The organism is Lysinibacillus sp. CD3-6, from assembly GCF_006351725.2.
Lineage (GTDB): Bacteria > Bacillota > Bacilli > Bacillales_A > Planococcaceae > Lysinibacillus.
Window position 1 is genome coordinate 1,763,074 of sequence record NZ_CP085880.1, and the last position, 22,247, is coordinate 1,785,320.

Below are 22,247 nucleotides of genomic sequence, written 5' to 3' on the forward strand. Positions count from 1 at the left end.
GGAGTAGATCCCGAATGAAAAAACTATTAGCAAACCGAGTGAAAACTTTAACACCATCTTCAACATTAGCAATTACTGCAAAAGCAAAAGAATTAAAAGAGCAAGGTATTGATGTAATTGGTCTAGGAGCTGGTGAACCTGACTTCAACACACCGCGCAATATTCTAGATGCGGCAATTGAATCTATGGAAAAAGGTTTAACTAAATATACCCCTGCTGGCGGACTACCAGTTCTTAAAAAAGCGATTATTGACAAACTTCAACGCGACAACAATCTTACATATAAACCGAACGAGGTTATCGTAGGCGTTGGGGCAAAGCACATTCTTTACACGTTATTCCAAGTAATTTTAAATGAAGGCGATGAAGTAATCATCCCTATTCCTTATTGGGTATCATACCCAGAGCAAGTGAAACTAGCAGGCGGTGTGCCCGTTTATGTTGAGGGAACACGTGAACAAGGCTATAAAATTACTGCAGATCAATTACGTGCAGCTATTACCGATAAAACTAAAGCAGTGATCATTAACTCGCCAAGCAATCCATCTGGTATGATTTATTCTCGCAATGAGCTAGCAGAACTTGCTGCTGTTGCAGAAGAAAAGGATATTTTAATCGTGTCAGATGAAATTTATGAGAAGCTTGTATACAATGGTATTGAGCATTTTTCAATTGCACAACTTTCAGATGCATTGAAAGCACGTACAATCGTAGTAAATGGTGTAGCAAAATCTCACTCTATGACAGGCTGGCGTATCGGATATGCAGCAGGTGATGCAGACATTATTAAACCAATGACTGACCTTGCTTCACACTCTACTTCAAACGCAACAACAACTGCACAATATGCAACAGTGGAAGCGTATAATGGACCACAAGACACTGTCGAAGAAATGCGTCAAGCTTTCGAATCTCGTCTTGAGAAAATTTATCCACAAATTAGTGCAATTCCTGGCTTCAAAGTATTAAAACCGCAAGGCGCATTTTATTTATTACCAGATGTAGCAGAAGCAATGGCACATACTGGCTATGATTCAGTAGATGCTTTTGCTGCGGACATTTTAACAGAAGCAAACGTAGCAGTGATTCCAGGCTCTGGCTTTGGTGCACCAACTACTATGCGATTATCTTATGCTACATCTTTAGAATTATTAGAAGAGGCAGTCCGTCGTATTGATGCATTCGTAAAATCAAAATGGCAAGACTAATCCTTCTAACCAACTTTGGAGGATTTCTATGAAAAAAATTATGATTCAAGATATGCCACAGCATATCGGAGAAACAGTCAAGCTAGGTGCTTGGTTAGCTAACAAACGTTCAAGTGGTAAAATCGCTTTCTTACAACTACGTGATGGTTCTGGTTTTGTGCAGGGCGTTGTTGTAAAAGAAGAAGTAGGCGAAGAAATTTTTGCAATTGCAAAAGGTATGACACAAGAAACTTCGATGTACGTTATTGGAGAGGTAAAAGCAGACGAACGTTCAAGTTTCGGCTGTGAACTAGCAGTAACAGGAATTGAAGTGTTACATGCAGCAACAGATTTCCCAATTACGCCAAAAGAGCATGGTCCTGAATTTTTAATGGATAACCGTCACTTATGGTTACGTTCTCGTAAACAACACGCTGTGATGAAAATTCGTAACGAAATCATCCGTGCAACTTATGAATTTTTCAACAACAATGGCTTTACAAAAATGGACCCACCAATTTTAACTGGATCAGCACCTGAAGGTACTTCAGAGCTATTCCACACAAAATATTTTGATGAAGATGCCTACCTTTCTCAATCTGGTCAGCTTTATATGGAAGCGGCTGCGATGGCGTTAGGGAAAGTGTTTTCTTTCGGTCCAACGTTCCGTGCTGAAAAATCTAAAACACGCCGTCACTTAATCGAGTTTTGGATGATTGAGCCAGAAATGGCGTTTGTAGAATTCGAAGAAAACTTAGAGGTACAAGAACAGTATGTAGAACATATTGTGCAGTCAGTTCTGGCAAACTGTACTCTAGAATTAGAGCGACTTGGTCGTGATACATCAACTCTGCAAAATATTAAAGCGCCATTCCCTCGTATTTCATACGATGATGCCATTAAACTATTACATGAACAAGGTTTTGATGACATCGAATGGGGTGATGACTTCGGTGCGCCACATGAAACAGCCATTGCAAATTCATTTGACAAACCTGTATTCATTACGTGCTACCCAACAGGTATCAAACCATTCTACATGCAGCCACACCCAGACCGTGATGATGTCGTATTATGTGCCGACTTAATTGCGCCAGAAGGCTACGGGGAAATTATTGGTGGTTCAGAGCGTATTCATGACTATGATTTATTAAAAGCTCGTCTCGAGGAACATAATCTATCATTAGATGCTTACGCATGGTACCTAGAGCTTCGCAAGCAAGGTTCAGTACCACATTCTGGCTTCGGTCTAGGACTAGAACGTACAGTAGCATGGATTTCTGGAACAGAGCATATTCGTGAAACGATTCCATTCCCACGTTTATTAAATCGTTTATACCCTTAATCGATTAGCAACAAACGAAAACAATTTAAAAGTCGCGTAGTGAAATTTCTACGCGGCTTTTCTACTTACTAGAAAAAGGAGTCATGTCTACATGAATACAAAAAATAATCGACTCCGTACATGGACCGAGCAGAGAACTATACAAATTCCTCAGCTCTTTTTTCAGTTTTATAAGGAGTTAAATATTGAGGATGATGAGGCGCTAATTGTCATGCACTTACTTGCCTTTCATGTGGAAGGAAACGATTTTCCTACACCAACAGATTTGATGAATCGTCTCACAATGCCTAGTAATGATATTACTTCTCGCTTACAGCGTCTCATGCAAAAGGGCTTTCTTGAGATTACACGTGATGTCGATGCAAATGGCACGCTATACGAAAAATATTCGGTGTACCCCCTTTGGGAACGTATATTGCAGATTATAGAAATGAAAGAACAAAAAAATACAGCAGCTACACTTCGTCAAGAAGAGGGTGAAGTATTCCGTTTATTTGAAGAGGAAATGGGGCGTCTTTTATCTCCTTTAGAGCTAGAAAAAATCGGTTTTTGGCTAGATGAGGATAAGCACAGTCCTGCGCTTATTAAAGAGGCATTAAAGGAAGCTGTTTTTGCTGGTAAATTGAGCATTCGTTATATTGATCGGATATTATTGGAGTGGAAAAAGAAAAATATTACGACACCACAAGCTGCACATAAACAAAGCGAGCAGTTCCGTGAGAAACAAAGTTTGAATAGATCGCCAGCACGTACAGTACAGCAAGAAACGCAGTCGACAAACAGAGTACCATTTTATAACTGGTTAGAAGAAAGAGAATAGGGGGCTTTTAGGGAATGTTAACAAAAAAACAGTGGGAGCATTGTCTAGCTGAAATGGACCGCATGTTTCCTAATGCGCATTGTGAACTTGTGCATGACAACCCGTTCGAGCTGACAATCGCCACGTTATTATCTGCACAATGTACGGATGTACTTGTCAATAAAGTAACGAAAACGTTGTTTCAAAAATATAAAAAGCCAGAAGATTATTTGGCAGTGAGTTTAGAGGAGCTACAACAGGATATTCGATCAATAGGTCTTTATCGCAATAAGGCTAAAAATATTCAACTTCTCTGTCAGCGACTTTTAACAGAGTATGATGGGCAAATTCCTGCAAGTCGTGAAGAGCTCGTGACATTGCCTGGTGTTGGGCGTAAGACGGCAAATGTTGTTTTATCAGTAGCTTTTGATATTCCAGCACTTGCTGTTGATACACATGTAGAACGCGTATCGAAACGACTAGGTTTATGTCGATGGAAGGATTCAGTGCTTGAAGTGGAAGAAACAATAATGAAAAAAACACCAATGGATAAATGGTCAAAAACCCATCATCAGTTAATTTTCTTCGGACGTTATCATTGCAAGGCACAAAATCCTGGCTGCCAAACATGTCCGTTACTCGAGGATTGCCGTGAAGGACAAAAGCGTTTAAAAAAAGGGCTGGTGACAAACGCGTGAATATTGATGCAATATCAAAAGAAAAAGTCGATGCATGGTATACAGAATGGACGATGCTGGAAGCTCAAATACATGCTGCCCATGATGCACGTAATGGGGAAGCGAAGGGTCTCATGGAAAAGGCTATCATGTTATTCGAACGTTTAGTGATTGAAGCAGGTGAAGAGGTAATGCCGATTAATGGAATTGAGCGTATGACCTTTATTAAAGCAAAGCCAGGACAATATGCGTGTTATCGTCAATTAGATGAATTATTTAAAGAAACAAAAAAACGCACAGCACGCTTACGCCTACAGGCAACCAAAAACGTAGGAAGCTAAGTAGCACTTAAAAGATGAAGCAATTTAACAATCACATAATAAAAAGGTTGTCCTTTAGACTATATAAGGACAACCTTTTTATTATGAAAAAAACAGGTGAAGAAAACATTGTTTTCTTCACCTGTTCATTTTAGTGTATGCTTTTTATTTACTCACCATCAGGATCTTCATCGTCTGGCACAGCAGGATCTGTTGGCGTAACAGGTGGTTGGGTACCGTTATTGTTGCCGTTGTTACCGCCATTCCCATTATTGCCATTGTTGCCATTGTTGCCATTGTTGCCATTTCCGTTATTGCCATTATGATTTCCATTGTGGTTGCCGTTGTCACCATTATTACCGTTATTGCCTTGATCAGGATCTGTTGGTTGGTCAATATCTGGTTCATCTGGATCCTCAGTTTCTAAATCCTCATCAGGCATGCTCGTTATTTGGAAGGTTGTCGTTCCTGGTTCACTGCGTGTCTCATCCACAATCGCTACGACAGAAATCGTGTAATTACCATCTTCTAATGTGTTGCCAACTGTTAAACCTTTACTTTCAGTTGTTCCAAGTACAACCGTTTCTCCACCTTCGCGTGTAGCGGATACTTCAAAGGTAGTCGGCATTGGCTCATCCGTTTCTGGGTCAAGAATAGCATCATGCTCCCAGCTAATGTTGATGGATTGTCCTGCTAAATCTAAACTTGCACTTACATTGTAAGGTGTAGAAAGTTCAGGAGCTTGGTATTCATTAGAAACTTCTGTAGGTTCTGTACCGCGAACAAATAGCTCTGTTTGACGTAATTCACTTGGTGTATAGTCACTTGCTAATTTTAGTGGACTAGAGCCTACTTCAATCGTAGCTTCTACAACCGAGCTTGGTTTTTTGAAACGTTCAGTTTCGATGTTCGCAGAAAGATCTCGCATTATATCTTTAAATAAATGTTGAGGTAAACGACGTTCGTCCCATGTTGTAATTGGGTCAGAACGTTTTTCGTAACCACTCCAAATTGCAATTGAATAATTGGTAGTGTAACCAGCAAACCAAGAATCTGGCACACTTGTACTTGGTAAATTATATTTGTTAAACTCGTCGTTTGAATAGTTTGTTGTACCTGTTTTACCAGCAATATCTAATCCAGAAACATTTGCTACAGTACCAGATGCATCAGGTTTATTGCTGACAACATCACGCAACATATCAGTTACCATGTATGCTGTATATTCTTCCATCGCAACATTTGACTTTGGTGTATAGTCTTTCGATGATTTACCATCGCGATAAACAATTTTTGTAATCGAATAAGGGTCAGTGTAAACACCATTATTCCCAAATGCTGCATAAGATGCTGCCATTTGAATAGGAGACAAAGTAATGTTACCGCCACCAATGGCATCTGACTCGACAACATTCTCTGTATCAATACCTAAACGACCAATAAACTCTTTCGCTTTATCGGCGCCAACTTCTTTAAATGTTTTAACAGCGGGCACATTTCGAGAAGCATATAAAGCTTTACGTGCTGTCATAGCACCAAAATATTTACCATCCCAGTTTGTAATGGTTTGATTCGTACCTGTATATTTCATTGGATCATCGACAAGTGTTTGACCTGTTGACCATTTTAAATATTCAATTGCAGGACCGTAATCTAGTAATGGTTTCATTGTAGAGCCAGGATGATTCATTACTAAGTCATCTGCATAGTTAAAGCCGCGGTTGCCATAGTTTCGTCCACCGCCGACTGCTTGAATTTGACCTGTTTTTGTATCGACAACAGCAACACCTGATTCAATTTTTTCTGTCGGGAAATTACTGTCATCATTCATGATGTTTTCGACAATTTGCTGAGCATTCGGATCAAGTGTAGTGTAAACTTTAATGCCCTCTGCCATGGCAGTACCATCACCGTTTTCCTCAAGCTCATTAATAACGATATCTAAGAAGGCATCGTACTTAGAGCCAGCAAATGTTTGGCGTGTAGCATCGTCTGCAAGACCTGCTTGCACATCCACTTTTTTCGCTTCTTCCATTTCAGCTTTTGTAATTTTTCCATGCTGATACATTAAGCCTAAAACTGTATTTCGGCGTTTTTCTGCCAGCTCTGGATTTTTTAATGGATTGTAAGCGTTCGGACGTTGTACTAAGCCTGCTAGCAGTGCTTCTTCATCCAATGATAAATCTTTTAACTCTTTGCCATAGAAATATTGAGCTGCTGTACCAAAGCCGTATACACGGCCAGACATCAACATTTTATTAAAGTACATTTCAAAAATTTCTTCTTTTGAATACTTACGTTCAAGTTGGAAAGCAAGCCAAGCTTCTTGTGCTTTTCGTTTTAATTTTTTCTCATTTTGTAAAAATGAGTTTTTGACAACTTGCTGCGTTAAAGTGGAAGCACCTTGTGCCCCGAAACCATCACGGAAGTTTGCAAGTATTGCACCACCAAGGCGGTAAAAGTCCATACCATGATGTTTGAAAAAGCGAACGTCTTCTGTTGCGAGAATGGCGTTAATCATATCTTCAGGAATTTCATCGTATGTTACGTATTTTCGGTTTTCAGCACCGATTGTGGCGAAAACTTCACCGTTCTTATCATAAAACTCAGATGAAACAGGATCCTTTAGTAAATCTTCATTAAGCTCTGGTGCAGTGCTTGCATAATAAGCAAATACACCAGCTCCGCCGACTAAGCCAACAACTCCTATGATAAGTATTGTTAGGACAATGCGCTTCAGCCAGGTTTTGGCCGATGATTTAGATGCTTTCGGCGCTTTCTTTTTATTTTTTTGAGCGAGAGCCTTTTGATGCTCTCCGCGTGTTTGACGACGTTCACTCATTTTTTTATCTCCTCACTTTCAGAGCCATGACTTGTTGCTTCAATGAACTGCTGTAGAACGGGTAAATAATCGATACGGGGATAATAGCTTGTTGGAATTTCGTAAGCTTCCTTTTCTATCGTTGCAAAAGGGATCGATTTTCGTTCACCATTGTCCATTGCCTGCCAGGCCTTTTGTAAAACTTCGTATGGCACTAAAAAATAGCGTTCAAAAGCTGAAAAACGAACGATAATGAATGCCACACCATTGTGTTCCTTCACTTGCTGCATATGTTTCATTTGATGTTCGTGTATATTTTTTAATGGAAAGCTCGTCTTAGATGCGGTTTCCTTAGCATCAAAATCAATGTAATGCCCAGCCCAAACGCCATTGTAGTCAGTTGTAGAGGGCGTTCGGAAATAAGCTTCACGAATTACAGCAGCACTTCGTGATGGATACTCTACTTTGACGATTTGTACGGGAACAGGTTTCTTATGAATAATAGCAAGTCGCCTTTCTAAATAAAAGTCGTTTGCTTCATTAATTTCATCCTCTAGCGTCTTCCCTCGATTACTATAGGAAAAATCCTTTGTTTTTCCCTTTTTCTCAGCCTTGTGAGTAGCTGGAGCAGGGGTGTAGACTTTCCCATTTGGATAACGAATTGTCACTTAGCTCACCTTCTATAATACTGCTATTATACACAATAGTTTACCATGATTCAGTATATCTTCACCACAGGAAGAACGTTGTGTTCAAGATAGTTTATGATGGCTGATAGATTTGCATGATTCGCTGTTTAAAGTAGAAATTTCGCCAATAAAACAACTACATTCGCCATTGTATTTGTCTATTTAGTGCACCACTTTTTTCCTAGAACCGTTGGGAATCATTCTTTTACAGCGATATCATTAAAGTGGCCATTAAGAGCAACTATTAAAAATTTATCGAAATTCTTCTTCTTTCAGCTAACTTACGCTTATTTTGTCACGCATGAAGGTAATTTTATACATGCGAGGAATACTGTAAGTAAAGATAAAAGGGGGCGTTGTATTGAACAAATTAGGACAATTAGTTGCACAGTTGGATCTAGTCAATCAATTACTTTTAACGAGAGTGTCATTGGAAAGCAATGCACACAGCCTGCAATTTTTTATGCAGCTCAAATCTGTTAGCCAGAAAGTAAGCTTAGCAGAAAAGAACTGGCAAGTAAAGAATGCTTGTTCGCCTATTAGTAGTGAAAAATGATAGACTTTGGTACACTAATCTCATACAAATAAAAATGATTCATTTGATGCATCATTTAAAGTCTTTAGCAGACGATGGGAATTATACAGAAAAACGTTCAGGCTTGTACGAAATAAAATGTCGCGCTAATAAGAGAGCGACATAATGTCCTGAATGTCAGCATGTATTTTCATTCTGATACGTTGTTAATTGTTGTAAGCATGCTAGCGACGATTATGCTAAAGGTACATTTGATACGAGATGAGGTGCGAAATTGTTACTAATACAGCAAACTTCCATATTAATAGATGAATGCGAAAAATGTGTTGCACGCTTTTGGCAAATGCGTGAGGAGGATCGTACGCCAGACTTTTTTGGAGAGGTCAAGCCACATGTTGATACGATTCATCAACTATTGAAAGAATGGCAACAAGAAGCGAATGCTTGGATACAAAAAAACAGACCGAAATATATGCATGCAGGGCAAATTGCTTCAGCGGTTGAATCGATGGAGCAATTTGTTGTGCAATCTTTTTATAAAGAAACAAGTAAAAAGCGTTTTTTAGATGCAACGCATTCCACTTCCTACACGCTAAATAATTTTTATCGCATAGTGAAGGAGGCGCAAAGTGATGCTATCGAAAAAACGGACGATTAGTGCGCTATTAAATGAATGGCGATATGATGAGGAACTAAAAGAGCGAATAATTCATTGGCAAACATTAGATGGACGAGATGCTAAGCTTGCCCCTTTTCCACAAAATTTACATCCTTCACTTGTTAAAGCATTACATGCACGTGGCATCGAGCAATTATATACACATCAGCGCGAAGCTTTTGATTTGGCGACAAGCCGCAAATCATTTACGGCTGTTACACCGACTGCATCAGGTAAATCATATTGCTATCATTTACCCGTATTACAAAAGATTTTAGAAGATCGAAATGCACGTGCCATTTATTTATTTCCGACAAAAGCGTTAGCGCAAGATCAGAAAAATGATTTAAATGAACTGATTGAACAGAGTGGAGAAGATATTTTAAGCTATACGTATGATGGGGATACAGCTCCTGGTATACGACAAAAGGTTCGAAAAGCAGGACATATTGTAATGACGAATCCAGATATGTTACATTCAGGTATTTTACCGCACCATACAAAATGGGTGTCACTCTTTGAAAATTTGCAGTATATCGTTATTGATGAATTGCATACATATAAAGGTGTATTTGGTTCACATGTAGCACATGTTATTCGAAGACTGAAACGAATTTGTGAATTTTATGGCAGTAAACCTGTTTTTATTTGTACGTCTGCCACGATTAAAAATCCAAAGGAACTAGCGGAAAATTTAACGAACGAATCACAAACGTTAATTGCTGATTCAGGTGCGCCAGTTGGCAAAAAAACTTTTCTTTTTTACAATCCACCGATTATCCATAAAACGTTTGGCGTTCGTCGCAGTGCGGTTTTAGAGGTAAGTGATTTAGCCAAAAGACTTTATACAGCAGGAATTCAAACAATTATTTTTGCAAAAAGTCGAGTGCGTGTTGAAATGATTGTTACTTATTTAAAAGAATTGACTCGCAATAAATTACAAGATGAGTCTGTGCGTGGCTATCGAGGGGGCTATTTACCCTCTGAGCGACGTGTTATTGAACGTGGACTTCGTGATGGAACAATTCAAACGGTAGTAAGTACGAATGCGCTTGAGCTAGGTGTAGATATTGGGCAACTACAGGCATGTATTATGACTGGTTACCCAGGAAATATTGCAAGTGCATGGCAGCAAGCGGGACGTGCTGGGCGCCGTCAAGACGAAGCACTCATTATTTATGTGGCACAATCGACAGCATTAGATCAGTACGTTGTAGATCATCCACTCTATTTACTTGGAAGCGACCCTGAGGAGGCACGCATTTATCCAGAAAATATGTTGATATTAATGGATCATTTAAAATGTGCGGCCTTTGAGTTACCATTTACAACAAATGATTCATATGGAGAATTTGAAATACAAGAATTACTGGAATATTTAGCAGAAGAAGGGGTTGTTTTTAAAACGAGTGAGAAGTGGCATTGGATGAATGATCGTTTCCCAGCACATGATATTAGCCTTCGTTCTGCATCACAAGAAAATGTTGTTATCATCGATATGACTATTCCTGCTCGCACGAAAGTAATTGGAGAAATGGATCGCCATAGCGCTATGACACTATTGCATGAGGAAGCTATTTATTTGCATCAGGGCATTCAATATCAAGTAGAAAAACTTGATTGGGAAGAGAAGAAAGCTTTTGTGCGTGAAGTAGATGTAGATTATTACACAGACGCTAATTTAGCTGTGGAAATGAAAGTACTTGAGGAAGATCGAAGCCGTAACTATCGAGGTGGAACGATTAGTTTTGGTGATGTAGGATTAGTAGCTCAAGCTACAATCTTTAAAAAAATAAGCTTAAATGAAAAACATGATAATATTGGTTCGGGCCCAATTCATCTACCACCAGATGAAATGCATACTAGTTCATCTTGGTTGTCCTTTGGCAACACCTTACAATGGTCTGAAGCTGAGTTAACAGAGGCGATGGATGGTGCTGCTTACGCCATGAATGCCTTTATTCCACTGTTCATACAATGTGATTCCAGCGATGTAGCTGTGGTGCCACAGGTAAAAGCTACACATAATGAATTGCCAACATTTTTTGTTTACGATAAGTATCCGGGTGGTATTGGCTTAAGCGAAAAGGTATATGACTTATGGGAAGTTTTATTAACCAAGACAACTGAGCATATTGCAAATTGTCCTTGTGAGTCAGGATGCCCGTCTTGTATTGGCCCTCAAAATACTTTAGTGAACATGAAACGGAAAGTTAGAGAGCTACTGCAAATTTTAAATTAAACAAAAAGAAGAGGGGATAAAGGTAAACTAGTTCTATACCTTTAAACCCTCTTCTTTAGTTAGCTTATATATCATTTTACGGTTTATACCGGTTAGTTTTTCAAGTTCACGCCCAGAAGCATCAGGATGCTTTTTCATAACAGATCGGAGGATTTTTAATCTTTCCTCTCGTAAATCATTGCTACCTCTGGCTAGCGCTAAATTTTTAAACTTCCCGAATCTTAATTGATCTGATTCAAGTGTTGAATGGTTTGAGTGCATGACCTCAGAGAGTTTATTTAGAGTAGTGCCTGGATTTTCATTCAAATACTTTTGACAAGCGTCATAACGTTCTTTAGCTTTAGCTAATAACGATTCCTGGACCATTTCCTCTGTAGATTGTATTGGCACGTTAATCGGTACTGTAACACCTTGTGGTAAAAGGCCGTTAAGAATCAGTACTTCATTCTCAACATCAAGGATTGCTGTAGGGAACAGCATACCAATTGATTGTTGCTGCCTTTCAGTTGATAGCCATGTATCAAAATTAGCAACAGCGCTTAAAAAGCTAACTACAGAATCATAATTCAACTTGTTTGCTTTAAGAAGTGAGATTTTATTCTTGTCACGTTCAAGGGCCTTATCAATCTCTGCTAGTTCTTTATCTAACTTTGCACCTTCTTCATCCAACTTTTCAATCGACCAACGACCACTTAGATAAACCTCTAATAGTCTGTCCTTTTTAAGATGAATGTCAGCAGCTTGTTTTTTGTAGTGCTTGATTGAAAGCTCTAGTTCACTTATCTGGCTATTATCGTAATTTGAGGGATCAATGTATTGTTTGGCAATCTCTTCACTCTTTAAAATATCCTTTACAGCCTTTATAAACGATTTTTCTACTCTTCTAGTATTGATGTAAGGTTTAGTGCTACAAAGCTCTCTCGTTAAGTCGTAGGTGTGTTTAATGACATAGTTATTATCATCACTGTAATGGTCTATCTTATGAACAGAAACAGTATGTCCACAAGAAGAGCATTTAATATCAATATCACGAAGGATATGAGGAGTAGCAGGTCTTCGATTACGTTTTTTAGCAATTATGTCTTGGATAGTATCAAAGTCCTCTTGTGTTCGTAGCTTAGGATAAACATCAGGTACACTAATCGTTTCGCCGTTGCTAAAAGTCTTCTGTAAAACTCCGTGATAGCAAGGGTTTTTTAATTTCACAAGCACTTGAGTCTCTGTCCATTTTTTACCCTTTGAAGTAGAGGTTCTGTTGTTTAAACGCCGGGCGATTTCTTTCGTACTGGCTTTTTCCGTTATATAAAGATGATCAATAAAAGGGATTATCCATGATCTTTCTTCGTTAATCGACAATTCTTTTGTGGCTTTATCGTAATTGTACTCTTCAGGCTGAACGCCCCATACATTACCTTCACGAGTGTATTGACGCTTACCACGCATCATTTTACGGACAATTGCTCTTTTTTCACGTTTTGCTATTAAGTTTTTAATGTCACTAATAAACTCGTCATCTTCATTGGCAAGATCCGTAATCATACCTGGTTCAGCAATTTTCACTTTATTTTCGCGCAAAATGCCTTTTAGATATTCCCAACTCATAGTATCGAGACGAGAAAGGCGGTCTTGGTCTATAACTAATACAACATCAGCTTTTCCTTCTTCTACACAATCAAGCAAAGCATTTAACCCGGCTTTATCAAGTTTTCCGCCAGAATCCGTATCTTGAAATGTAGCTACAATTTCCCAGCCTTGCTGTTTTGCGTAACGAGCTAGTTCGGTTTCTTGTGCAGCTAAACTGAATTTCTTTTCCTGTAATTTTGTTGAAACCCTGTAGTAGAGAATGGCACGAAAATTGGTACTCATTTTCAACTTTCCCTTCAGATATCAATTTTGAAATATTCTGTTCAAAATAGCTTTACAAATATTTCAACTCTATGGTAACATAAAAACAAGAACAAGCGTTCTGTATTTGTTTATTTATCTTTTCTCATTTCACGCATTATCCGGATTGAGCGAATGTAATCTTGTGCATCCTTTAGTTCTTCTTCGCTAAGAGGAGTTCCGTCAACTATCCATTGAGGTGTGTCAGATTCTTTTAAAACATAATCTGCCTGTTCGTCTCTTATGATTGAACCTGATGAACTTCTAGCATGCACAATCATATTTCTTTCATTTTTCAAACTAGGTGGGGCATCATCGCCTAATAATTCAACAGTATCAACTACTGTTAATTCTCGAATTTGAATCAAGTCTCTAACTTCAACATCATATACTTTTGCAAGTTTAGAAACAGCTTCTGTTGAAGGGATACGTAACGCTCTTTCATAAAGGCTAATAATTTGAGGTGTTAACCCAGAACGGTTAGATACTTCTGCTAGTTTTAAACCTTTTGTAGTCCTTAATTGTTTTAAGTGTGTTCCAAGAATAGGGCTCATAGTTTTACGAATTTCCATATTTGACATTGAAATTACTCCTTTTCAAAAATTTATTTAAAAATTTAATAGATTAGACTTGCTTTTTAATCCGCCGGTTGATAATATAGGTTTTACATTATATAGCACACAAACAAAATTTAGGAGTTTCCTAGTTTGTAAAATACTATATAATCAAATTAACTCAATTATTACTTTGTTTATGTAACCAAAAGCAGTTATTTCTAAATACTGTGGTCGTTACTTTTATTTTTAATACTTTTTTAAACCGACGGTTAAATATATTTTTTATTTTAACTCGAAACCGCTGGTTTACATCATCTGTAAAATAAAAGGAGGCAAGAGCCACCATGTTACCGATTGATATGGAAGTTGTAACTATCATTTCTAACTTACCAAAAAGAATTAGTCAATTATCAAAGTGTAATCCGTCCGCAGCAATTGAGATCATTCAATCGTGGGGGGATGGTAAAAAAGATGTTGAAAAACTTTGGAAAGAAACAAATGATTTACTTGATGTTGGCGCATCAAGTAAATGTAAAAGTTTATAGTCAAAATTCGCGAAATTGTTGTCTATAAAACGTAAACTAATTGTTTACATTCTAACAGATTTTAGGCTCTTTATTCAAGTGATTTCATAATTTTTATTTATAAAAATACAAAAAATACTAAAATTGGTAGAAGGTAAGGTGTTGCTATGTCAAAATATGCATTATTTATGTCAAAAATGCTTACTGCAAAAGAGGTCTGTTTAGTATCTATTGAGATGCGTAATCTCATTAATAACCGAAAAGAAAACGATGCAGTTGCCATGATGCTTAGACAAACACGTTCAAAACACCGAGCATACCGTAATGTTTCTAAGAAGTATTAAACATTTTTGCTAAAGTGCGAGACTCTGTTCTCGCTTTGGTTTTCTTACAATTAAAGTATTAGGGGTACCAAAGCGGTAACAGAAACCGCAAGGCTATCAACAGCCTGCAAGGAAATGGACTAGAAATACCTTGCCCCATGAAAACGCAGAGGAGGAAATAAAATGCTATCAACAGGCATAACTAGAAAAGTAGACGAGTTAGGAAGAATAGTAATTCCTAAAGAACTACGTCGTAATTTTGGCATCGAAGAGAAGGATTCTCTAGAAATCTTCACAGAGGGGGACAACATCGTTCTTCGCAAATACGAACCTGTAAGTGAAGGTAAAATTCGTACTCAGCTTGAGTTAGAAAAACTTCTAACTGAACTTTCAACTGAGGAACAAAAGCGAGTAGTTGAAGATGCTATCAAACTATTAAAAGGGCATCAAATGTGAAAAACGGTAAACGTCTCACAGTTGCTCAGCGCTTGCATTTACAGTCATTGAACCTAAATAGTGATAACTGGCTCATCTCGAAGTGCGCAACAGAGAAGTGGAAGCTTGTGCATCGCTATACAGGACAGCTGAAAGAAATACCTGCACCTTAAAACTGAATAGGAGGACAAGCTAATGAGTGATTTACAAATCAACACTCACATTCAACAGTCTGAAGCAAACGGTTTGTATCAACAGATTGAAGACATCAAACGCCAAAGAGCAAATCTGAAAGATCAACAGGACAAGCTGGAAGGTAAGCTATTTGACCACATTCAGAAGAATGGCAAAGTACTAGCTTACAAGAATAACACGCCTTATGTTCTGACTGTAGGGAACGTCACAAAATCAACTCTGAATAAAAAGGAGCTAGCTGAAGAACTTGAAGTGCCTCAGAAGGATTTGAACACTCAAGGCATTGCTGAACTGGTTGAGGAAAAACGACTCACAAGCGATATGATTCGCTCAGCTACTTATAGTGAATCAGATTTGAAACTCAAAGCACGCAAAGCTAAAAAATCTGATATTGAATTAATCTTCGGAAAGTAGGTGATTAGATGAGTCCAACAGCACCAAAAGACATGTTTGGGAAAGAGATTAAAGAAGGCGATGCTTATTTCGTGGTTAACGATAAAGCTGTTCACATTGATTCGATGGAAGATTATTTCATTGAAGTATTAGGGGCAACAGTCCATGAACGTAAAAAACCGCTAACTGCTGGAACAGTTAACGGCGATGACAAATCACACCAATGATTATCAGTGCTATTGTAGCACAAAGGGAGAGAAAACAAAAATGAAAATCGAAGTTACTCATGTTATTAAAGCAGATCCACAATTAATTAGTTTATTCAGTGCAGTCCTATCGGTGCTTAGCACACCAACAGAAAACTTATCTATTACAGATGCGGTTAATCTTACTTCAAATATCGCATCAACTGAAAAGGAAGATTCAACAAAAGCAACAAAGCGCACATACCTTTTCCACGCTGAATCAGGTGCGGTAATTGTTGTGAATAAAGGTGAAGAGCTAGCATCTCACTTTGAACAAGGCCTTGATGAAATTACAAAAGCTGAGTACGACCGTATTCAAGCTGAAAAACAAGCTCGTATTGAAAAAGCAAAACAGGAGGCTGAAAGTAAATCTGGAGTTGATGAAGTTCAAGAAGATGCTGAGCAAACATCTGAAACAGAAGACCACGGAATCACGATTGAAATGGTTCGTGCTGAAGCTACTAAACTTACATCGAATGGCCGTCAAGCAGATTTCAAAGCAATTCTTACATCGTTTGATGCACCAAAGCTATCTGATGTGCCAAACGAAAAATATCCAGATCTATTAGCTGCCATTAAAGAAGCAGTAGGTGAAGCTTAATGACGGGCCATAGCGAAAGAGCGCATGCGCTACTTAGCGCTAGCGGTTCAAAACGATGGTTAGCGTGTACACCTTCAGCTCGTGCAGAAGGAATCTTCATGCAAGAACTTGAAGCCCAAGGCATTAAAGAGCCTGAAAGCCCATTTGCTGAAGAAGGTACACAAGCTCATGAGTACAGTGAAATTATTTTAGACCGTGAACTAGGGGTTACCACCAAAGCTACTGCAACTAGACGCATTAACAAGTTCAAAAAGGAAAAGCAGTATTATGGCCCTGAAATGGAAGAGATGGTTGAGGTTTATACGGACTTCGTCATGGAACGTGTGAACGCTGCACGACTCGAAACACCTGATGCACTCGTACTTATTGAACAGCGATTAGATTTCAGTCAGTGGGTGCCAAATGGCTTTGGTACAGGTGATGTCCTCATAGTGAGAGACGGAGTACTTGAAATCATTGACCTCAAGTATGGGAAAGGCGTGGCGGTAGATGCTTTTGAAAATCCACAAATGAAGTTGTATGCATTAGGCGCTATTACGGCTCATGATGTACTGTACGACATTCAAGAAGTGCACATGACAATTGTACAGCCAAGGTTAGACAGTATCTCTACTTTTGAGATGTCGGCAGAGGACTTATATAAATGGGCCAATGAAGAAGTTAAGCCGAAAGCTGAAATGGCTGATGCTGGTGATGGTGATTACGTTTCAGGTGAGCATTGTAGGTTCTGTAAGATCAAATCTACTTGTAGAGCAAGAGCTGATGAAGCACTAGAAACTGCAAAGGCAGAATTTGCAGATGACGGTACTATTGATATAAACACACCTGAACCAGCAACACTCACACCTGAAGAAATCGCTGAAGTGTTATTCGTTGTTGATGACATCGAAAAGTGGTGCAAGGACATTAAAGCTTATGCGCTAGATCAAGCGCTAAGTGGCACAACATATGAAGGCTTTAAACTTGTAGAAGGTCGAAGTAACCGAGTTATCACAAATGAACCTGAAGCTGTGAAGCGTCTACTCGAAAAGGGTGGCGTAACAGAAGAGGACTTGTATGCACCACGTAAACTAGAAAGCATTACAAATCTTGAAAAGAAAGTCGGTAAAAAAGCATTTGCCGAAATATTAGATGGGATTATCGTCAAACCACCTGGTAAACCAGTTCTTGTTACGGAAGATGATAAACGTCCTGCAATCCAGTCAGCCGAATCTGCTGCTAGCGATTTTGCTGAAGATTTACTTGATTAAAAACGAAACCGTTGGTTGATTAAAAAGTGAGGTGACAGTATGAACACAACAGTAAAAGGCTTAGGCGATCGTAAGAAACAAATCATTCAATTTATTCACGATTTTAAACAACAGCATACTTACGCGCCTACAGTTCGAGAAATTGCTATTGGTGTCCACCTCGCTTCAACATCAACCGTACAATCACATATTAACGGGTTAGTTGAAAAAGGTTATATCGAGTTAGATAAATCTAAAACTCGTACCATTCGATTAACCGAAAAGGCATTATTAATGACTACTTGAGAGGTGGTGGAAACATGAAACGTTATTTAATCACAACAAAAGATGTTAGTGAATTTACTGAGCCTGAACAAACAAGTTTAGCAACAGACAAGCACAAAGCGTTACTGCTGCTAAGTAGCATCACAAACAATGGAGATGAGCAACTTGTTTCAGTAATTGAGATTGACATTGATACTGCACAAGCAACAAAGCTGGAGCCTTACCTAAACAGTAATTTCAAATTAGATTTACGTGAAAAACAATAGGGGGTCAGACTGATGGGTGAAATTGCAGATTGGCATATCGAGCAGTTCACAAGTGGGCGTTGGGCAGTTGGCTCATATAGAACAAAAACAATAAAACCAACATTGGAGGAATTTAAAATGGCTAAACGTGAAGGAACTAAAGTAATTACTAATGAGGCTCGTATGAGTTATGCAAATGTGTGGGAGCCAAAAGCAATTGAAGGTAACGAACCAAAGTATTCTGTTGCAGTTCTTATCCCAAAATCGGATACGGATACAATCAAGAAAATTAATGAAGCAGTTGAAGCAGCTAAGCAAGAAGGTAAAGCAAAATGGAACGGTAAAATTCCACCGTCACTTAAAACACCTTTACGTGATGGTGACGAGGAACGTCCAGATGATGAAACGTATGCAGGACACTACTTCTTCAATGCTACCTCAAAAAATAAACCTGGCATTGTGAAAAGAGGAACTGGTGCATTGGTTGAAATCACTGACGAGGACGAATTCTACAGTGGTTGCTTCGGTAAAGTGTCCGTTAACTTCTACCCATTCAATGCTAACGGAAATCGCGGTATTGCTGCAGGACTTCAAAACTTATTCAAAACACGTGATGGTGAACGCTTAGCTGGCGGTGCTTCTGCTGAATCTGACTTCGCTGATGAAGTGGACAACGATTTCAGTGAAGATGGAGATTTACTCGACTAATTAAAACTGCATAAGGAAGGTCTATTTTGGGGCCTTCTTTTCTTTATACCTAAAACACCTATTTAATAGGAAGAAATACAAGTTTTTAGGTGTAACGAAGGGAAGGAAATACCTTTAAATCTAATTAGGAGCTGATTAAATGAAGTATTACCGTGTAAAACCTGAAAGCGCGTATTACCAAGCTATTTTAAAAGCAAGAAAAGCAAAAGATGTGCTTAGAGAAATTGCAACAAAAGTACAAGAACATTTCCAACTACCATACAGTCCGTCATGGAGTATTACACCAGCTTATTATTTTCATGAAATTGAAGTACTTAATGACGATCAGTTAAAAGCATTTAAGAAAGACGGCAGTCCTAAGAAAAGTAATAAGTTAGGGGCTCAAATTATTGCTTTCCATAAGGAGTTAATAGGTAAAGCAGGATTGGAAGGATTGGTAACTGAAAGCGATATTAACTTCTCTTATGGGGTAATGCGTTGGTCACATAATGAGACACTGGAACGTTTAAATGGTTTAGACACTTTGTACATTAAAACTAACTCCAGCTTAGTTTCCTCTAAAGGTGATTTCTTAGAAGAAATCACTGAAGCAGAATACGTCAAAGCGTACTTGGCTGCAGTTGAAGCAAAGGAGGCAAAAGCTAATGACAGAGCAAAAGTTTGAAGTTGGTCAACGTGTATGGGTGTCAGTACGAAACCGTTTAGAGCAATCAAAGCCTTTTATCACTGAATACGTGATTACTAATGTTAACAAGCTGTACATTTCAGCAAGACCGATTAATCAGATGTATGAGCGTAAATTCCATAAACGTACACTCACAAATACGGCAAAAATTAAATGTAAATATGAATATAAGCTGTGGGCCGAAGTTGAGCACTTCTGGAAAGCTGTAGAGGAGGGTTATTATGCGAGAGACCAAATATAGAGCGTGGGACAAGAAACTAAAAGAGATGTTTCCTGTACATGAGTTAGTATTCAATAGGTTTGATGGAGAACCGATCACAATAAAAGGGTACACACATGACGAGAAAGACGTGTGGAATGTTCATGGCGGCCATAAAATGATGTATGCTAATGCTCCGCGTTATGAGTTATTGGAATACACAGGGTTTATGGACAAAAACGACAAAGAAATTTTTGAGGGTGACATCATCTGTTTTGGTGAAGATCCAACTCAGTCGAGAGCAAAAATGACGGTAGCTTGGCTGGAAGCAGGATTTGTTTTAACTGCTTATCAAGAAGATTGGGTTTACGATTTAAGAGAGTGCATTCCTAGCACTTTAGAAATAATCGGCAACATTTACGAAAATCCTGAATTGCTAGGTGGTTCAGAATGAACACTCTTAATATCGACATAGAAACCTATTCAAGCTATGACCTTAAAAAAGTTGGTGTCTACAAGTACTGTGAAGCACCTGATTTTGACATACTCATCTTTGCTTATTCAGTAGATGGGCATCCAACAGTAACAATTGAGCTTGCAAGAGGAGAAAGTATTCCACCTGAAATCATTGAAGCTTTGGTAAGTCCAAAAGTGTTAAAGAAAGCATTTAATGCGCAGTTTGAGCGTGTTGCACTTACTCAATACCTAATTAGAAACAGCTATTACTTTGTTGAAGAATATGAGAGTGCTTTTTCGAAGCAAGGGTTTCTAAGCCCAAAGCAATGGCGCTGTACAATGGTGGATGCCATGAAAGCCGGACTACCAGCAACCTTAAAAGGTGCAGCTCTTGCATTAGAACTTGATGAACAAAAAGACAGTGCTGGTACTCATCTGATTAACTTTTTCAGTAAACCACGTAAGCCGACCAAGAATGACAAGCGAACTCGCAATATGCCTGAAGATGACTTGGAAAAGTGGAATGCATTTGTTGAGTATTGCCGACAAGACGTTGAAACAGAAAAGGCTGTAGGTTATGCAGTAGATCCTTACCTTAACCTTGGCAGTAAGTCAGATAAGTTTGAAATGGCGCTATATCACCTAGACCAAGAAATTAACGACAGAGGCGTATTGCTGGATATGTCAGTGGTTGATGGTGCACTAGCAATAGATGAAACCTACAAAGCTAAGTTGATGGGATGGGGCAAGAAAATCACATGGTTAGAAAATCCAAACAGCCCTAAACAGCTTATGGAATGGTTCAAAGAACAAGGCTTAGAACTTCCAAACCTTACGAAAGACACTGTGAAAACTTACATTCAAAAGACTGATGGTGACATTAGGACAATGCTTGAAATCAGACAAGAGCTATCCAAAACAAGTACAGCCAAGTTTGTCACTATGAAAGCAGCTGTTTGTGCAGATGGTCGAGTAAGAGGATTACTACAGTTTTACGGTGCTTCTCGTACTGGTAGATGGGCCGGACGTTTGGTACAGGTGCAGAACCTTCCACAAAACAAAATTTCGGATATTGAGATTGCAAGGGAAATCGTTGCTAATGCAGATATTGAAACACTTGAAATGCTTTACGACCAAGTACCATTTGTTCTGTCACAACTCATACGGACAGCCTTCGTACCTGTTGTGAAAAAGACATTTGCAGTGAGCGACTTTAGTGCAATTGAAGCACGAGTAATTGCTTGGCTTGCAGGAGAGAGATGGCGTTTAGAAGTGTTTAATACGCATGGAAAGATTTACGAGGCATCAGCAGCACAGATGTTTAAAGTACCAATTGAAACGATTGATAAAGGCTCACCGTTGCGCCAAAAAGGTAAGGTGGCTGAACTAGCACTCGGCTATCAAGGTGGGGAAAATGCACTTATCTCAATGGGTGCACTTGAAATGGGTATCGAACAAACAGAACTTAAACCGTTGGTTGATGCTTGGCGTAAAGCCAATCCGAAAATCAAAAAACTGTGGTGGGACATTGAAGCTGCTGCAATGAGAGCTATCGAGAATCCTGGAGAGGTCATTTCATTTAATAAGGGTATGAAATTCTTTATGCTTCATGGCTCACTCATGATGCACTTACCAAGTGGCCGTAGACTCTGCTATTACAAAGCGAGATTACAAGATCACAAGACATTTGAAGGTAAACAAGAAATCGTCTTTTGGGGTGTTGATGGCACAACAAAAGCATGGTGTGAAACTTCTACTTATGGCGGGAAATTAACCGAGAATGCAGTACAAGCGATTGCTCGTGACTGCTTAGCAATGTCCATGTTACGCCTTGATAAAGAAGGTTATCCAATCGTTATGCATATTCATGATGAAGCTGTGATGGAATCTGACGTTGATACCATTGCAATCATTGAAGAGATCATGGGCAGACCTATCAGCTGGGCAGAGGGGCTGCCTTTAGAAGCTGATGGCTTTGAAACACCATTTTATAAAAAGGATTAGGAGGAA

At 38.8% G+C, this 22,247-nt stretch carries 25 protein-coding genes; 21 read left to right on the top strand and 4 right to left on the bottom strand.

What is annotated here, in order from left to right:
- The first annotated feature begins 14 nt into the window (after window positions 1-14).
- The 5 genes from FH508_RS08395 to FH508_RS08415 all read left to right on the top strand — a co-directional run bounded on the left by FH508_RS08395 (window position 15) and on the right by FH508_RS08415 (window position 4,349).
- Window positions 15-1,208, top strand: coding sequence for a pyridoxal phosphate-dependent aminotransferase (locus tag FH508_RS08395; protein WP_173478552.1), 1,194 nt, complete (start codon window positions 15-17; stop codon window positions 1,206-1,208).
- Between the two features lie 28 nt (window positions 1,209-1,236).
- Entirely contained in the window at window positions 1,237-2,532 is a 1,296-nt protein-coding gene (gene asnS / locus FH508_RS08400; protein WP_173478553.1) for an asparagine--tRNA ligase, read from the top strand.
- Between the two features lie 91 nt (window positions 2,533-2,623).
- On the top strand, window positions 2,624-3,352 hold the full coding sequence (locus tag FH508_RS08405; protein WP_139860074.1) for a DnaD domain-containing protein: 729 nt from the start codon (window positions 2,624-2,626) through the stop codon (window positions 3,350-3,352).
- Between the two features lie 14 nt (window positions 3,353-3,366).
- Complete coding sequence (gene nth / locus FH508_RS08410; RefSeq protein WP_173478554.1) at window positions 3,367-4,029, top strand: endonuclease III; 663 nt, start codon at window positions 3,367-3,369, stop codon at window positions 4,027-4,029.
- Window positions 4,026-4,349 (top strand): YpoC family protein, encoded by a 324-nt coding sequence (locus FH508_RS08415; RefSeq protein WP_173478555.1) that lies wholly within the window; start codon window positions 4,026-4,028, stop codon window positions 4,347-4,349. The genes nth and FH508_RS08415 overlap by 4 nt, the downstream gene beginning before the upstream one ends.
- A 148-nt stretch (window positions 4,350-4,497) precedes the next feature.
- Here the strand turns inward: FH508_RS08415 and FH508_RS08420 are convergent, their stop codons facing one another.
- Both FH508_RS08420 and recU read right to left on the bottom strand, forming a co-directional pair.
- Window positions 4,498-7,170: a penicillin-binding protein 1A gene (locus FH508_RS08420; protein ID WP_173478556.1), complete on the bottom strand. Its 2,673-nt coding sequence runs from the start codon at window positions 7,168-7,170 to the stop codon at window positions 4,498-4,500.
- A complete protein-coding gene (recU, locus tag FH508_RS08425) occupies window positions 7,167-7,817 on the bottom strand; it encodes a Holliday junction resolvase RecU (RefSeq protein WP_173478557.1) in 651 nt (216 codons plus the stop codon). The genes FH508_RS08420 and recU overlap by 4 nt, the downstream gene beginning before the upstream one ends.
- 382 nt (window positions 7,818-8,199) lie before the next feature.
- Here recU and FH508_RS08430 point away from each other — a divergent pair, with 382 nt between their 5' ends.
- From FH508_RS08430 to FH508_RS08440, 3 genes are all read left to right on the top strand, one after another.
- Window positions 8,200-8,394 carry an endonuclease gene (locus tag FH508_RS08430; RefSeq protein WP_173478558.1) on the top strand — a complete coding sequence of 65 codons (195 nt, stop codon included), beginning with the start codon at window positions 8,200-8,202 and terminating at the stop codon, window positions 8,392-8,394.
- Between the two features lie 253 nt (window positions 8,395-8,647).
- Window positions 8,648-9,031 carry a YppE family protein gene (locus FH508_RS08435; RefSeq protein WP_173478559.1) on the top strand — a complete coding sequence of 128 codons (384 nt, stop codon included), beginning with the start codon at window positions 8,648-8,650 and terminating at the stop codon, window positions 9,029-9,031.
- On the top strand, window positions 9,006-11,273 hold the full coding sequence (locus FH508_RS08440) for a DEAD/DEAH box helicase (RefSeq protein ID WP_228134442.1): 2,268 nt from the start codon (window positions 9,006-9,008) through the stop codon (window positions 11,271-11,273). The genes FH508_RS08435 and FH508_RS08440 overlap by 26 nt, the downstream gene beginning before the upstream one ends.
- Before the next feature lie 33 nt (window positions 11,274-11,306).
- Here FH508_RS08440 and FH508_RS08445 read toward each other — a convergent pair whose 3' ends face one another.
- Both FH508_RS08445 and FH508_RS08450 read right to left on the bottom strand, forming a co-directional pair.
- Window positions 11,307-13,139 carry a recombinase family protein gene (locus FH508_RS08445; RefSeq protein WP_139859755.1) on the bottom strand — a complete coding sequence of 611 codons (1,833 nt, stop codon included), beginning with the start codon at window positions 13,137-13,139 and terminating at the stop codon, window positions 11,307-11,309.
- Window positions 13,140-13,249: 110 nt separating this feature from the next.
- A complete protein-coding gene (locus FH508_RS08450; RefSeq protein ID WP_139859757.1) occupies window positions 13,250-13,738 on the bottom strand; it encodes a helix-turn-helix domain-containing protein in 489 nt (162 codons plus the stop codon).
- A 320-nt stretch (window positions 13,739-14,058) separates the two neighbouring features.
- Between FH508_RS08450 and FH508_RS08455 the strand changes: the two genes are divergently transcribed.
- From FH508_RS08455 to FH508_RS08515, 13 genes are all read left to right on the top strand, one after another.
- The gene (locus FH508_RS08455; protein WP_139859758.1) at window positions 14,059-14,259 is read left to right on the top strand and encodes a hypothetical protein; all 201 of its coding nucleotides are present in this window, start codon (window positions 14,059-14,061) and stop codon (window positions 14,257-14,259) included.
- Window positions 14,260-14,744: 485 nt separating this feature from the next.
- Window positions 14,745-15,017 (top strand): AbrB/MazE/SpoVT family DNA-binding domain-containing protein, encoded by a 273-nt coding sequence (locus tag FH508_RS08460; RefSeq protein ID WP_139859760.1) that lies wholly within the window; start codon window positions 14,745-14,747, stop codon window positions 15,015-15,017.
- A 174-nt stretch (window positions 15,018-15,191) separates the two neighbouring features.
- Window positions 15,192-15,605, top strand: coding sequence for a hypothetical protein (locus FH508_RS08465; protein ID WP_139859762.1), 414 nt, complete (start codon window positions 15,192-15,194; stop codon window positions 15,603-15,605).
- 8 nt (window positions 15,606-15,613) lie between these two features.
- Entirely contained in the window at window positions 15,614-15,811 is a 198-nt protein-coding gene (locus tag FH508_RS08470) for a YqaI family protein (RefSeq protein ID WP_139859763.1), read from the top strand.
- Between the two features lie 40 nt (window positions 15,812-15,851).
- Window positions 15,852-16,430, top strand: coding sequence for a hypothetical protein (locus tag FH508_RS08475; protein WP_228134443.1), 579 nt, complete (start codon window positions 15,852-15,854; stop codon window positions 16,428-16,430).
- Window positions 16,430-17,680 (top strand): DUF2800 domain-containing protein, encoded by a 1,251-nt coding sequence (locus tag FH508_RS08480; protein WP_228134444.1) that lies wholly within the window; start codon window positions 16,430-16,432, stop codon window positions 17,678-17,680. Before FH508_RS08475 ends, FH508_RS08480 begins: the two co-directional genes overlap by 1 nt.
- Before the next feature lie 39 nt (window positions 17,681-17,719).
- A complete protein-coding gene (locus tag FH508_RS08485) occupies window positions 17,720-17,965 on the top strand; it encodes a LexA family protein (protein WP_139859632.1) in 246 nt (81 codons plus the stop codon).
- 14 nt (window positions 17,966-17,979) lie between these two features.
- Window positions 17,980-18,210, top strand: coding sequence for a hypothetical protein (locus tag FH508_RS08490; RefSeq protein WP_139859630.1), 231 nt, complete (start codon window positions 17,980-17,982; stop codon window positions 18,208-18,210).
- 117 nt (window positions 18,211-18,327) lie between these two features.
- Window positions 18,328-18,897, top strand: coding sequence for a DUF2815 family protein (locus FH508_RS08495; RefSeq protein WP_139859635.1), 570 nt, complete (start codon window positions 18,328-18,330; stop codon window positions 18,895-18,897).
- Between the two features lie 139 nt (window positions 18,898-19,036).
- A complete protein-coding gene (locus FH508_RS08500) occupies window positions 19,037-19,561 on the top strand; it encodes a hypothetical protein (RefSeq protein WP_139859628.1) in 525 nt (174 codons plus the stop codon).
- Window positions 19,542-19,823 carry a beta barrel domain-containing protein gene (locus FH508_RS08505; protein ID WP_139859626.1) on the top strand — a complete coding sequence of 94 codons (282 nt, stop codon included), beginning with the start codon at window positions 19,542-19,544 and terminating at the stop codon, window positions 19,821-19,823. The genes FH508_RS08500 and FH508_RS08505 overlap by 20 nt, the downstream gene beginning before the upstream one ends.
- Window positions 19,804-20,235: a YopX family protein gene (locus tag FH508_RS08510; RefSeq protein WP_139859624.1), complete on the top strand. Its 432-nt coding sequence runs from the start codon at window positions 19,804-19,806 to the stop codon at window positions 20,233-20,235. Before FH508_RS08505 ends, FH508_RS08510 begins: the two co-directional genes overlap by 20 nt.
- Entirely contained in the window at window positions 20,232-22,241 is a 2,010-nt protein-coding gene (locus FH508_RS08515; protein ID WP_139859623.1) for a DNA polymerase, read from the top strand. The genes FH508_RS08510 and FH508_RS08515 overlap by 4 nt, the downstream gene beginning before the upstream one ends.
- Window positions 22,242-22,247 lie beyond the last annotated feature (6 nt).